The 13,312-nt window shown below is 68.2% G+C and carries 13 protein-coding genes; 6 read left to right on the forward strand and 7 right to left on the reverse strand.

What is annotated here, in order from left to right:
* Positions 1–11 precede the first annotated feature (11 nt).
* Complete coding sequence (locus tag DVW87_RS09030; protein WP_239017834.1) at positions 12–383, forward strand: endonuclease domain-containing protein; 372 nt, start codon at positions 12–14, stop codon at positions 381–383.
* Entirely contained in the window at positions 383–1,591 is a 1,209-nt protein-coding gene (locus DVW87_RS09035; protein ID WP_114687465.1) for an ABC transporter permease, read from the forward strand. Before DVW87_RS09030 ends, DVW87_RS09035 begins: the two co-directional genes overlap by 1 nt.
* A gap of 9 nt (positions 1,592–1,600) precedes the next feature.
* Here the strand turns inward: DVW87_RS09035 and DVW87_RS09040 are convergent, their stop codons facing one another.
* The 6 genes from DVW87_RS09040 to DVW87_RS09065 form a co-directional block, all read right to left on the reverse strand.
* Positions 1,601–2,230: a nucleotidyltransferase family protein gene (locus tag DVW87_RS09040; protein WP_114687466.1), complete on the reverse strand. Its 630-nt coding sequence runs from the start codon at positions 2,228–2,230 to the stop codon at positions 1,601–1,603.
* Positions 2,217–3,140: an XdhC family protein gene (locus tag DVW87_RS09045; protein WP_114687467.1), complete on the reverse strand. Its 924-nt coding sequence runs from the start codon at positions 3,138–3,140 to the stop codon at positions 2,217–2,219. The genes DVW87_RS09040 and DVW87_RS09045 overlap by 14 nt, the downstream gene beginning before the upstream one ends.
* A gap of 137 nt (positions 3,141–3,277) precedes the next feature.
* On the reverse strand, positions 3,278–5,494 hold the full coding sequence (locus DVW87_RS09050; protein ID WP_239017835.1) for a xanthine dehydrogenase family protein molybdopterin-binding subunit: 2,217 nt from the start codon (positions 5,492–5,494) through the stop codon (positions 3,278–3,280).
* Between the two features lie 10 nt (positions 5,495–5,504).
* Positions 5,505–7,751: a xanthine dehydrogenase family protein molybdopterin-binding subunit gene (locus DVW87_RS09055; protein ID WP_114687468.1), complete on the reverse strand. Its 2,247-nt coding sequence runs from the start codon at positions 7,749–7,751 to the stop codon at positions 5,505–5,507.
* A 3-nt stretch (positions 7,752–7,754) separates the two neighbouring features.
* The gene (locus tag DVW87_RS09060) at positions 7,755–8,732 is read right to left on the reverse strand and encodes an FAD binding domain-containing protein (protein ID WP_114687469.1); all 978 of its coding nucleotides are present in this window, start codon (positions 8,730–8,732) and stop codon (positions 7,755–7,757) included.
* A complete protein-coding gene (locus DVW87_RS09065) occupies positions 8,729–9,250 on the reverse strand; it encodes a 2Fe-2S iron-sulfur cluster-binding protein (protein ID WP_114687470.1) in 522 nt (173 codons plus the stop codon). Before DVW87_RS09065 ends, DVW87_RS09060 begins: the two co-directional genes overlap by 4 nt.
* A 131-nt stretch (positions 9,251–9,381) precedes the next feature.
* On the opposite strand from DVW87_RS09065, the gene DVW87_RS09070 reads away from it, so the two are divergent.
* Together DVW87_RS09070 and DVW87_RS09075 are read left to right on the forward strand one after the other, a co-directional pair.
* On the forward strand, positions 9,382–10,374 hold the full coding sequence (locus tag DVW87_RS09070) for a glycerophosphodiester phosphodiesterase (RefSeq protein ID WP_114687471.1): 993 nt from the start codon (positions 9,382–9,384) through the stop codon (positions 10,372–10,374).
* Positions 10,375–10,376: 2 nt separating this feature from the next.
* Positions 10,377–10,664, forward strand: a complete 288-nt coding sequence (locus tag DVW87_RS09075; protein WP_114688160.1) for a hypothetical protein — start codon at positions 10,377–10,379, stop codon at positions 10,662–10,664.
* A 141-nt stretch (positions 10,665–10,805) separates the two neighbouring features.
* On the opposite strand, the gene DVW87_RS09080 is transcribed toward DVW87_RS09075, so the two are convergent.
* Positions 10,806–11,318, reverse strand: a complete 513-nt coding sequence (locus tag DVW87_RS09080) for a YbjN domain-containing protein (protein WP_114687472.1) — start codon at positions 11,316–11,318, stop codon at positions 10,806–10,808.
* Positions 11,319–11,428: 110 nt separating this feature from the next.
* Here DVW87_RS09080 and DVW87_RS09085 point away from each other — a divergent pair, with 110 nt between their 5' ends.
* Together DVW87_RS09085 and DVW87_RS17770 are read left to right on the forward strand one after the other, a co-directional pair.
* A complete protein-coding gene (locus tag DVW87_RS09085) occupies positions 11,429–12,511 on the forward strand; it encodes a PA0069 family radical SAM protein (RefSeq protein WP_114687473.1) in 1,083 nt (360 codons plus the stop codon).
* Positions 12,512–12,745: 234 nt separating this feature from the next.
* The gene (locus tag DVW87_RS17770) at positions 12,746–13,057 is read left to right on the forward strand and encodes a hypothetical protein (protein WP_147276242.1); all 312 of its coding nucleotides are present in this window, start codon (positions 12,746–12,748) and stop codon (positions 13,055–13,057) included.
* The last annotated feature ends 255 nt before the right edge of the window (positions 13,058–13,312 follow it).

Genomic DNA, 13,312 nt, shown 5'->3' on the forward strand with positions numbered 1-13,312 from the left:
GAGCAAGGCACATGCGCCGCAACCCGAGTGAAGCCGAGAAAAGGCTGTGGCGCGCCCTTTCGAACAGCCAGCTTCGCGGCCTCAAGTTCCGCCGCCAGCACGTGATCGGCCGCTACATCGCGGATTTCTTTTGCCCGGCGATCGGCCTGATCGTCGAGGTGGATGGCGACACGCATCGAAGGGAACGCGATATCTGTCGGGACCGGACCATGACGGACGCGGGTTTCACGACGGTGCGATTCACCAATGCGGAAGCCATGGGCAATATGGAAGGCGTTCTCCTGCGCATCGTCGAGGTCGCCGCTGCCCTCCCGCCGCGCCGCGCCTGGCGCCTCCCCCACCCCAACCCCTCCCCTGAAGGGGAGGGGCTGAAAGCTCATTGATGTTCGGCACCACCCTCCTTCTCGCGCTGCGCTCCATCGCGCGGCACAAATTGCGGTCGTTCCTGACGACGCTCGGCATCATCATCGGTGTCGCCGCCGTGGTGACCATGGTCACCCTGGGCCGCGCCACGACGGCGCAAGTGCAGAAGAACATCGCGTCGCTCGGCACCAACATCCTCCAGGTGCGGCCCGGCCAGGGCTTCGGCCGCGGCGGCGGCGGTCCGCGTCCGCCCGACTTCAAGCCGGAGGACGTGGACGCGATCGCCAACCAGATCGCCGGCGTCACGGCGGTCGCCCCTCAGGCGCAATCCACCGCCACCGCGATCTACGAAGGGGCGAACTGGTCCACCACGATCAACGGCACCACCGCGGCCTATTTCCGCGTCCAGCCGTGGCCGCTGGCGCAGGGCCGGCAATGGTCGCCGCAGGAGGAGCAGGCTGGCAAGGCCGTGTGCATCATCGGCAACACGGTGAAGCAGAACCTGTTCCGCGGCGGCGAGGCGGTGGGCAACCGCTTCCGCATCGGCGCGATCAGCTGCGACGTGGTCGGCGTGCTCTCCACGCGCGGCCAGGCGGGCTTCGGCGGCGACCAGGACGATGTGGTGATGATGCCGATCAAGGCGGTGCAACGCCGCTTCACCGGCAACCGGGATGTGCGCCTGATGCTGGTCGGCGTGGACGAAGCCTATTCCACTGCCTCCGTCCAGGCCGCGCTCAGCGACCTTCTGCGCGAGCGCCGCAACATCGGCGGCGGCAAGGAGGATGACTTCAACATCTTCGACACCAAGCAGATCAGCGACACCCTTTCCAGCACGACCACCCTTCTAACCAGCATCGTCACCGCGGTGGCCGCGATCAGCCTGGTCGTCGGCGGGATCGGCATCATGAACATCATGCTGGTATCGGTGACCGAGCGTACCCGCGAGATCGGCATCCGCCTGGCGATCGGCGCGGTCGCGCGCGAGGTGCTGACGCAGTTCCTGGTGGAGGCGATCGCCCTGTCGATGCTGGGCGGGGTGATCGGCCTGCTGGTCGCGCAGCTGGCGGTCGGCCTGCTGTCGTGGGCAGGCGGCCTGCCCTTCCTGTTCGTGCCGGAGATCAACGCGCTGGCCTTCGCCGTTTCGGCGCTGATCGGCGTGGTGTTCGGCTACTTCCCCGCGCGCCGGGCGGCCGCGCTCAACCCGATCGACGCGCTGCGGCACGAATAACCCGGCCGTTCAGTCTTGCTGGTACCGTCGCGAATGCGGGCGGGTGAGCGCTTCGGGCGCGCGGACCAGTTCCTGCAGGCGTTGCAGCTCCTCGGGCGTGTCCACGTCGATCAATTCGGCCGGGGCGGTGACGACGTGCCGTCCCGCCGCCACCATGTCCCGTGCGCCGCTGTCGCCGGTCAGGCCGAGGAGGAACTCGAAGCGGTCGCGCCCGAACAATGCCGGCGGCTTGGGGCTCACGCCGTCGCTGGAGGCGATCACGCTGTCGCCGCCGTTCGACGCATCGAACAGGCGCTGGATGTGCGCCGCCGTCACCCGCGGCATGTCCGCCAGCGCGATCACCACCGCATCCGCGCCCAGCTCCCGCGCGCGGGTGATGCCCCGTCGCACCGAACTCGCCATGTCGCGGGCGGGATCGGCGTTGCGCAGCGTCTCGAAACGATGCGCGCCATAGTCGAGCGCCTCGTCCGCCACCACCGCCAGGCGGGCAAGGAACGGCAGGTCCTCCAGCGCGACCGCCACGTGCAGGCCGAGCGGCTTGCCCAGGAACTCGGTCGTCAGCTTGCTCCCGACATCGCCGAACCGCTCGGACTTGCCGGCGGCCAGGAGGAGGAGAACGGTGCGCTCAATCTGCAGCATGGAACGCCTTCACCATCGCCGCGGCGATCGACAGGGCGATCTCCGCAGGGCCGATCGCGCCGATGTCCAGCCCCACCGGGCCATCGATACGATCCAGATCAGCCGCCGAAACGCCTGCCGCGGCAAGTCGCTCCCGCCGCGCGGCATGGCTTTTCCTGCTGCCGAGCGCGCCGACATAAGATGTCGGACGCTTGAGCGCCTCCAGCAAAGCCGGATCGTCGATCTTGATGTCGTGGCTCAATGTCACCACGGCGGTGGACGGCCCCGGATCAAGCGCCGCCACCGCCTCGTCAGGCCAGCGGTCGTCCAGGGTCACGCCGGGGAACCGCTCTTCGGTGAGGAAGCGGCCGCGCGGGTCGATCACCACCGTCGCGATGCCCAGCTCGCGCGCCAGCCCGGCCAGCGCCTGGGCGATCTGCACCGCGCCGACGATCAGCAGCCGGCGCGGCGGATCGTAGCGGTTGACGAACAGCGCGCCCGTCTCGCCCGGCCGCAGATCGGAATGGCCGTTCTCCAGCGAGGTATGCACGTCCAGGCTCTTGCCGCGCTCGCGCGCGTCGACGATGCGGTCGAACAGTTCGGGGTCGAAGCCCTCGGCCGACACGGGCTGCACCATTACCTCGATCTCGCCGCCACAGGGCAGGCCGACCTCCCACGCCGCCGCATCGGCCACGCCGTATCGCCGGACCTGGAAGGGCGCGCCGGCGATCACTTCCGCCGCGGTTTGCAGGATGTCGCTTTCCACGCATCCACCCGACACCGATCCTTCGAACCGGCCGTCGGCATGGACCAGCATGTGGCTGCCCCGCGGGCGCGGCGCCGAGCCCCAGGTGGACACCACCGTGGCGAGGGCGAGCGGCGCACCCCTCCAGTCGCGGGCGGCGGCAAGCACGGTGTCGTTATCGGCCATGTATCTTCTCCAGCACCGTTCGTCCCGAGGAGCCATCGAGCTTGTCGAACCAGCGTCTCGACGCACCGCTCACCGGCCCGTCGAGACGAGTCTCCGCTCCGCTCAGCCTGCCCGCCAGGACGAACGCACGATATTGTCTATAGCGGCGGCAACCCCGCCAGGAGCTTGTCCAGCGTCACCGGAAAGTCGCGCACGCGCACGCCCGTGGCATTGAAGATCGCGTTCGCCACCGCCGCGCCCGCGCCCGAGATGCCCAGTTCGCCGACGCCCTTGGCGCCGACCGGATTGGCGGCGTCATCCACCTCCTCGATGAACTCGCATTCGATCTGCGGTACGTCGGCATTCACCGCAACATGGTATTCGCCGAAATCCGGGTTCACGAAGCGCCCGTCCCGCGTATCCACCACCCCGTCCTCGCTGAGCGCATAGGCCAGGCCCCACACCATGCCGCCGACCGCCTGGTTCTGCGCCGTGCGGCGGTTCAGCACGCGGCCGATGTCGAACACGCCCAGCATCCGCCGCACCCGTATCTCGCCGGTGACGGCGTTCACCGCGACCTCCGCGAACTGCGCGCCATGGCTCGCCTGGCTGGTGGCGCGGCTGACCTTGCCGGGCGCCATCCGGCCATGGCCCTCGACCGCCTTGTCGCGCACCAGATCGGCCAGCGCCGCCGATCGCCCGCCGGCGCTAACCTGGCCACCCTTCAGCCGCAGGTCCTCGGGCGCCGCGTTCATGCGCAGGGCCAGTTCCGCCAGCACGTCCTCGCACGCCAGCGCCACCGCCGCGGCGGACGAGCCCGCACCGAACGATCCGCCGGAGCCGGCGCTGGCCGGAAAGTCGCTGTCGCCCAGCCGCACGTCGATCGCGGTCATCGGCAGGCCCAGCATGTCGCCCGCCACCTGCGCCAGGATGGTATAGGTGCCGGTGCCGATATCGGTCATGTCGGTCTCGATCACCGCGCGTCCGCCGACCTCAAGCCGCACCCGCGCCTGCGCCTCGACCGTGAAGTTGCCGCGCAGGGCCGCCGCCATGCCCATGCCGATCAACCACTCGCCGTCGCGCACGGAGCCGGGCGTGGCATCCCGCCGCTCCCAGCCGAACCGCGTCGCCCCTTGCGTGTAGCAATCGAGCAGGCGCCGGGTGGTGAATGGCTTGCCGTTGGTCGGGTCCACCTCCGGCTCGTTGCGGCGCCGCAGCTCGATCGGATCGATCCCGAGCCGATGAGCAAGCTCGTCCATCGCGCATTCCACGCCAAACGTGCCCACTGCCTCGCCCGGCGCGCGTACCGCCCCCGTCGCGGGCAGGTCGACGCGGACCAGATCGGTGCGGAACCGCCGGTTCTCGCCGGCATAGAGCGGCAGCGTGCCGAACGGCACCGGCTCCAGGAACTCGCCGATCTCGTTCTGTGCGGCAACGCTTTCATGACCGATACCGGAGAGGCGGCCGTCCCTGCCGGCGGCCAGCCGGATGCGCTGCGTCGTGTGGCTGCGATGATGGGCGACATAGGCCGTCTGCCGGCGCGACAGCACCACCTTGGCCGGGCGGCCGACCCGCTCGGCCGCGATCGCGGCATAGACCGCCTCCGGCCCCACCCCCGTCTTGCCGCCGAACCCGCCGCCGACGAACGGCGCCAGCACCCGTACCCGGGACGCCTCGATGCCCAGTGCCGTCGCGATCGTCTTTCTCGCGGCGCCGGCGATCTGGTTGCTGGTGCGCACCGTCAGTTGCCCATCCTCCCACCAGGCGGTGGTCGCGTGCGGCTCCAAGGCGGCGGGGAAGTGGACGGGCGTGGTGTAGGTTTCGTCCAGCGTGACCTCCGCGGCGGCCATGGCGGCATCGAGATCGCCCTTGTCGATCGCCGGCAGGAAGCCCAGGCCGTGCTCGCGGATCGGCGCCTGCTTCTCCACGTCGAAGCGGCCGGGCGTCTCCTCGTAGCGCACCTGAACCAATCGCGCCGCCGCCCTGGCGACCTCCCCATCCTCGGCGACCACCATCGCGACGGCCTGGCCGTAATGATAGACCCGGCCGGTGTTCGGCTGGGGCTTGGCGCGGCTGTTGCCCTCGCCCGCCGGCATGCGCGGGTCGTCGTGGATCACCGCCAGCACACCCGGCAGCGCTTCCGCCCCGCCGGCGTCCACCCCCGTCACCTGCCCGCGCCCGATCGCCGCCGGAACAATGGCGACGTACACGGTGCCCGGCGGCGACTGCTCATAAGCATAGGGCGCCGCGCCCGTGACCTTGGCCGCACCTTCCCAGCGCGGCACGGGCGCGCCGAGAAGGCCCTGCTCCGCCCGGTCCAGTCCGCCAGGCCGCTGGGCCTGGTCCATCACCATTTCCGCCATGAGCGGCTCCATGCACCCGCGACTAGGCGCTAGGCAAGTCGGCCGGCAAATGAGGCAGGATCTTGTCCAGGGTCAGCGGGAAGTCGCGCACCCGCACGCCGCAGGCATTGTAGACCGCGTTGGCGATCGCCGCGCCCGCGCCGGAGATGCCGAGCTCGCCGATCCCTTTGGCATGAAGCGGGTTTGAATGGACGTCGCGCTCCTCCAGGAACTCGATCTCGAGCTGCGGCACATCGGCGTTCACCGGCACATGATATTCGGCAAGATCGTGGTTCACCGCCTTGCCGTTGCGCACGTCATGGATCAGCTCCTCGGTCAGCGCCGCGCCGATGCCGAAGGTCAGGCCGCCCAGGCACTGCGAGCGCGCCGTCTGCCTGTTGAGGATGCGCCCCGCGGCGAACACGCCCAGCATCCGCCGCACGCGCACCTCGCCCGTCACCGCATTCACCGCCACTTCGGCGAAGTGCGCGCCGTAGGAGGCCTGCGTCACCGCGTCCTTCTGCTTGCCCGGGTTGATTTCGCCGGTCGCCTCGATCCCCTCGCCGGCAAGGTCGCCGATCGGGGTGGAACGATTCTCGGCGATCGCCATGCCGTCCTTGAGCGTCATCGCGTCCGGATCGACCCCCAGCTTCTTGGCGAGCTGGTTGCGGATCTCCTCGCAGGCGAGATACACCGCCGAGCCGGAGCCGCACGCCCCCCAGGAGCCGCCGGAACCGGAGGATTCGGGCGACTCGCTGTCGCCCAGCTTCACCGTGATCCGCTCGAACGGCAGGCCCATCACCTCACCGGCGATCTGCGCCAGCACCGTGTAGCTGCCGGTGCCGATATCGGTCATCGCCGTCTCGACGAACAGGTGGCCGGCGGCATTGAGCCGCGCCTTGGCCGCGTTCTTTTCCAGCAGGTTGTTGCGCGTCGCCGCCGCGACGCCCAGGCCGACCCACCATTCGCCGTCGCGGCGGGTCGCCTTGGGCTGACGCTTGGACCAGCCGAACCGCTCCGCGCCCACTTCCAGGCAGCGCGTCAGCTGGCGCGAGGAGAAAGGCACGCCCTTTTCCGGGTCCTTGTCCGGATCGTTGCGCCGACGCAGCTCGATCGGATCGATGCCGAGCTGCTCGGCGAACTCGTCCATCGCGCTTTCGATCGCCAGCATGCCCACCGCCTCGCCCGGCGCGCGCATCGAGCCGGACAGCGTCAGGTTCACCCGCACCAGATCGTGCGTGATGACGCGGTGCTCGCCCTTGTACAGCGAGTGCGTGCCGATCCCGGCGGGCTCGAAGAAATCCTCGTCGGGCAGGTTGGCGCACAGCGTCTCGTGCCCGATGCCCACCAGGGTGCCGTCCGCCTCCGCGGCCAGGCGCACGCGCTGTTCGGTATTGGAGCGGCGCACCGTTCCGTCGAACACCTGCTGGCGCAGCATCACGCATTTGATCGGGCGGCCAAGCTGCCTGGAGGCGATCGCCGCCGCGGCGCTTTCCGGCGAGATGCCGAGCTTGGAGCCGAACCCGCCGCCGACATATTCGGCGACGATGCGCACGTTCTTCTGCGACACGCCCAGCGCCTTGGCGAGCGCGATCGCGTCCTTGGTCGGAATCTGGTACGATCCGTAGATCGTCAGCTTGCCCTCGTCCCAATAAGCGAGCGAGGCATGCGGCTCCATCGCCGCCGAGTTCTGGCTCGGCGTGGTATAGGTCGCGTCGAAGGTAAGCGGGGCCTCCGCCATGGCGCGGTCGAGATCGCCCTGCGTATAATGCGCCGGGATGTTGTTGGGCGGCGGCGTGTCCGTCTCGCCCTTCAGCGCGTCGAAATCGAAGCGGCCCTCGGCCGGTTCCACCGTCAGCGGCAACTGCAAGGCCGCGCCGCGCGCCGCCTCATAGGTCTCGCCGAGCACGATGGCGACGAACTGGCCGAAATAGGCCACCTCTTCCACGCCTTGCGTCGGCGCCTTCGTCTCGCCGCCCTGCCCGGCATTGCGCAGGAACGACTTGAAGTCGGTCACCACGTCGATCACGCCCGGCAGGCCGCGGATCGCATCGGCATCCACCCCCGTCACCGTGCCGGAGCCATGGCCGACACCGACGAGCACGCCGTAGGCCATGTTCTCGGCGGTGAATTCGGCCGAATAGCGCGCGGTGCCGGACACCTTCTTGGCGCCTTCATAGCGCGGCAGCGGTTTGGAGATGATGTTCTGCGCGCCCGTGTCGAGCAGGCTCGACGGGACCGGCTGGTCCATCGTCAGGCTGTTGGTGTGCTTGTCGCCCAGGCCCAGCATCGGTCAAACTCCGGTCAGGTCGCGCAGGCACGCGATCAGCGTGCGGCGCGCCAGGGGTATCTTGAAGTCGTTGGAGCCATGGCCCCGCGCGCCGGCCAGCAGTTTGTCGGCCGCCGCCTCGAACAGCGCGGTGGACGGCGCCTGTCCGACCAGCATCGCCTCCATCTCGAAATCGCGCCACGGCAGGTGCGCCAGCCCGCCAAAGGCGAGCGCGGCGGATGCGATCTTCCCGTCCTCCACCTTCACCACGCCCGCCACCGAAACGAGCGCAAAGGCATAGGACGCACGGTCGCGCACCTTGCGGTACAGCTGCTCGCCTTGCGGCGGGCCCGGCAGTTCCACATGGGTGATGAGCTCGCCCGGCTCCAGCACGTTCTCGATCTCGGGCGTGTCGCCCGGCAGGCGGTAGAAATCGTGGATCGAGATGCGCCGCCGATCGCCATCGCCTTTCAGCGTCACCACCGTCGCATCCAGCGCGCGCATCGCCACCGCCATGTCGCTGGGGTGCGTGGCGATGCACTTGTCGGACGCGCCCAGGATCGCATGGATGCGGTTGAAGCCGCCGATCGCCGCACAGCCGCTGCCCGGCTCGCGCTTGTTGCAGGCAGTGGCCGTGTCGTAGAAATAATAACAGCGCGTCCGTTGCAGCAGGTTGCCGCCGGTGCTCGCCTTGTTGCGCAGCTGGCCGGAAGCACCCGCCAGCAGGGCGCGGCTCAGCACCGGGTACCCGTCGATCACCCGCCGGTCGGCCGCCAGGTCGCTGTTCGGCACCAGCGCGCCGATGGTCAGCCCGCCATCCTCGCGCTGCTCGATCCGGCCGAGGTCCAGCCGGCTGATGTCGACCAGCTTGTCCGGCGTCATCACCTGCAGCTTCATCAGGTCGAGCAGGTTGGTGCCGCCAGCGATGAAGCGCACGCCCTCGCCGGCCTCGGCAACTGCCGCCTCGGGCGATTGCGCCTTGGTGTAGGTGAAGGTCTTCATGCCCCGGCCACCTCGCGCTCGGCGGGCGTCAGGCCCGCTACTTCGGAAATCGCGTCCACGATGTTGGGATAGGCCGAGCAGCGGCAGATGTTGCCGCTCATCCGCTCGCTGATCTCCTCGTCGCTCAGCGCCGCCGAGGTCAGGTCGCCCGACACATGGCTCGGCCAGCCCTTCTTCACCTCGTCCAGCATGCCAACCGCCGAGCAGATCTGCCCCGGGGTGCAATAGCCGCACTGATAGCCGTCGTGCCGCACAAAGGCGTCCTGCATCGGGTGCAGGTTCTCCGGGGTGCCCAGCCCCTCGATTGTCACGATCTCGTCATCCTGATGCATCACGGCGAGCGTCAGGCAGGAGTTGATGCGACGGCCGTTCACCAGCATCGTGCACGCGCCGCACTGGCCGTGGTCGCAGCCCTTCTTGCTGCCGGTCAGGCCGAGATGCTCGCGGCACAGATCGAGCAGCGAGGTGCGGATGTCCAGGTCAGCATCATAGGCCTGCCCGTTGATGGTGAAATGCATGGGGTGCCCCGTTGGTTGACGTCATTGAGGAACGTAAGGCTCGCTCCAGCCTCAATGCGGGTCGCGGGCCCGCGTTCCTGTTGCGATCCGTTATCACCGGCGCGCTTGCGCTATGCCTGCAAGGAGCCGCCATGCCCGAGCCGCTTTCCGCCCCACCCCTCTCCCCGGCTCTCTCCAAGCCGGTCCTGATCGCGCATCGCGGAGCCAGCGGCTATCGGCCGGAACACACGCTCGCCGCCTACGAGCTGGCGATCGAGCAGGGCGCCGATTTCATCGAGCCCGATGTCGTGCCGACGAAGGACGGCCATCTCGTCGCCCGGCACGAAAACGACATCACCGAAACCACGGACGTGGCCGATCATCCGGAGTTCGCCGCCCGCAAGACGACGAAGACGATCGACGGCGAGCAGCATAGCGGCTGGTTCACCGAGGACTTCACCCTTGCCGAGCTGAAGACGCTGCGCGCCAGGGAGAGGTTGCCGATGCTCCGGCCGGACAACCGGCACCATGACGGCCAGTTCGCCATCCCCACCTTTGCCGAGGTGATCGCGCTGGCCAAAAAACATGGCGTGGGCGTCTATCCGGAAACCAAGCACCCGACCTATTTCGCCTCCATCGGCCTTCCGACGGACGATCGCCTCGTGGCGGAGCTGCAGGCCGCCGGCTGGAACTCGGCCGGGGCGCCGGTCTTCATCCAGTCGTTCGAGGTGAAGAACCTCCAGCACCTCCACCGGATCACGAAGGTTCGCCTGATCCAGCTGATGGACGCCAAGGGCGCGCCCGCCGATGGCGCGGCCGAAAGCTATGCCGGGATGGCAACCCCGGCGGGCCTGCGCGAGATCGCGCGCTATGCCTGGGGGATCGGCCCCAACAAGGACATGATCCGCGCCGCCGAGCCCTCGCCCGCCCCGCTGATCGCCGACGCGCACCGGGCCGGCCTGCGGGTGCACCCCTGGACGTTCCGCGCCGAGAACTTCTTCCTGCCCAAACATTTGTGGAGCGGCATGGACCCGCGGGCGCACGGCCGTCTTTCGGACGAAATCGCGGCGTATCTGAAGGCCGGGGTGGACGGCTTCTTCACCGATTTCCCCGATATCGGCGTCGCTGCCAGAAACGCGGAGTGACCATGCGCAAGTTCCTGCTTCTCGGCTGCCTTCTCCTCCTGGCGGGCGGTTGCGTCGCCAAGACGGCCTGGAACGTCGCCACCCTTCCGGTAAGGGCGGGCAGCCAGGCCGTGGACTGGGCCACCACCAGCCAGTCCGAGGCGGACCGCAATTACGGCCGCAAGATGCGCAAGCAGGAGGCCAGGGAAGGCCGCGAGCGCAAGAAGGCCTTGAAGCAATGCCGCAAGGAAGGCCGCGAGGACTGCGCCTCCACCTATCAGGGCTATCGCGCCGGCTATCCGGAGCGGTAAGCTTCGTGAGCCCGCGCCCGGCCAGGGCGTGGCGCCGGTCGAACATGGCGTTCCGGCACCGCCGCACAGGGGCGATCCGCCGTTACCGCCTCGCGGCAGCTGCTGCTTCCATCCCCGGCGATCGCGACGCAGCCGCCGCCCTCACGACCTGGCCGGCGCGGGCGCCGTCTTCCCCGCCGCGGCTTCCTTTTCGCTCAGAAACCGTCCCAGCTCCGCATCGGCGCTGGAATACCATTCGATCAGGTCGACGAAGTTGGCATAGGTCTGCTTGCCGACCGCGGAAACGTCCGCATATTCGCTGAGGTCCCCTTCGCTGTCGATCGCCACCTTCAGGAAGCGATGGTCGCGGTTCCATTCGTTCACCAGCGCGTCGCTGAAGTACGGCGCCTTCTTCCACCAGCTGAAGAACTGGTACGATCCGCAACTCCCCGCCTTGCAGTCGTAGAACAGGATCTGGAACGACGCGCCGTTGCTGCCGCTGACGATATAGTCCTGCCCTTCCTTGTTCTTCTTGATCTCGGCCTTGTAGCCCGCTTCCTGCAACAGCGTCGCCATCGACTTGACCGATCCGGTGTCCACCACCCGGTCCTGCGCGATTGCCGTGCCGCTCGCCAACAGGCCGGCCGCCATGGTCAGCCGCAACAAGGTGCGCATTCTCGTAACCCCCCGGTTCTGTCTAGGCGCACAGGCTAGCGAGCGACCGGCGGTCCGGCAATCGCCTATTCGTTCTGTTTTTGTTCTGGCGAAGGGAGTAGGTTGTCCGCATGGCCGAGTCTCGCCCTCCTCCCCGCCCGCATCGCGGCGCCACGCTGAACCGGCAAAGCAGCCGCTTTGCGCTGCCGGTGCGCGACGCCGATGGAGACTGGCTCGACATGCAGGAGGAGGTGGATGGCGCAGCCCCGCCCTTGCGCACCACCGTCACCGTCGAAACCCCGCGCACGATCATCAGCCGCAACCAGTCGCCGGACGTCGGCTTCGACCGCTCGGTGAATCCGTATCGCGGCTGCGAGCATGGCTGCATCTACTGCTTCGCGCGGCCCACTCACGCCTTTCACGATCTTTCGCCGGGGCTGGACTTCGAGTCGCGGCTGTTCGCCAAGCCGGACGCGCCCGCGCTCCTCCGGGCCGAGCTGGCGAAGAAGGGCTATGTGTGCCGCCCGATCGCGTTCGGTACCAACACCGATCCGTACCAGCCGATCGAGACCGAGTGGCGCATCACCCGTGCCTGCCTGGAAGTGCTGGTCGAGTTCGGCCACCCGTTCACCATCACCACCAAGTCCGACCGCGTCGTGCGCGACCTCGACCTGATCGCCCCGCATGCCGTGCGCGGGCTCGCCGCCGTGTGCATGTCCATCACCACGCTGGACCCGCGCATCGCCATGACGCTTGAGCCGCGCGCCCCGGCGCCGCGTCGGCGGCTGGCGGCCGTGCGCCGGCTGGTGGAGGCCGGCGTGCCCTGCTGGGTGTCGATCGCCCCGGTCGTGCCGCAGATCACGGACACGGAGCTGGAAGCGATCGTCGGCGCCGCGGCCGAGGCGGGCGCGGGCGGCGTGTTCTTCCTGCCCGTGCGCCTGCCGCACGAAGTCGCGCCGCTGTTCCGCGCCTGGCTGGACACCCACTTTCCCGATCGCGCGGCCAAGGTGATGGCGACGATTCAGTCGTTGCGCGGCGGACGCGACAACGACCCCGACTTCTTCAGCCGCATGCGTGGACAAGGGCCCTGGGGCGACCTGCTGCGCACGCGCTTCGCCATCGCCTGCCGCCGCCATGGCCTGGAGCACCGCCGCATGGCCTTGCGCACCGACCTGTTCCGGCCACCGGCGGGGCCGCAGGGGGAGTTGTTCTGAGGGACGGCTGGCTTTGCGCCCGGCCTCACGCCGAACTTGTCCCGGAGTCCACGGTTCCGCAGATAAGAAGCTGCGAGGTTTGCGGCACGATGGATACCGGCCTACGCCGGGATGACAGTTGTTGGGTGGGAAGCGGACGTTGACGCTCTTTCCTGTGACAGCCAATCTAGGGCTATGAAGTCACGAACAGAAAGGTTGCCGAAGGGCCGCAGCCACCCTTTGAGGCCAACTTCGTTGGCAGATGCAATCGGTGCGGCCGGATTGGCTCTGCCGGTTACGGTCACCCGGTGGGACAAGTTCGATCCAACACTAAAGGCACAATTCTATCCAGACGGATCATGGGCCGGGGAAGAGGGCGAATTGATATGGGTGAGCAGCAAAGCCGTGCCATCCAAAGAGGCGTCTTTCATTAGGGCGGCCATTGAGAGCGAGGGTATCCCACAGTTCATTGAGTGGGCGAAAGCCATTGAGACGCTGGACGCCCGTTCGCCAGTTCGGCGGGAGAAGCAAACCTTCACCTACCGCTATCCCGTTCTCGAAAGCTGAACGTCCGCTATTGGGCGTAAGCAGAACGGCCGCTAATGGACGAAAGCAGACGTTTCCTCATGATGGAGGATGGTCGCTGAAGTATCCTTGTCTAGGACCCACAGGCCTGAACAGAAGCGGGCCTCCCCGGCGAAGGCCGGGGTCCAGTTGGGGGACGCTCGTGATGCGCGCTGCGTCCGGTTACTTCGGCCTTCCCAGCTGAGCCCCGGCCTTCGCCGGGGAACTGCCTTGATTATAAGGCAGCCCTCAATCTCT

It is taken from the genome of Sphingomonas aracearum, assembly GCF_003345355.1.
GTDB lineage: Bacteria > Pseudomonadota > Alphaproteobacteria > Sphingomonadales > Sphingomonadaceae > Sphingomonas > Sphingomonas aracearum.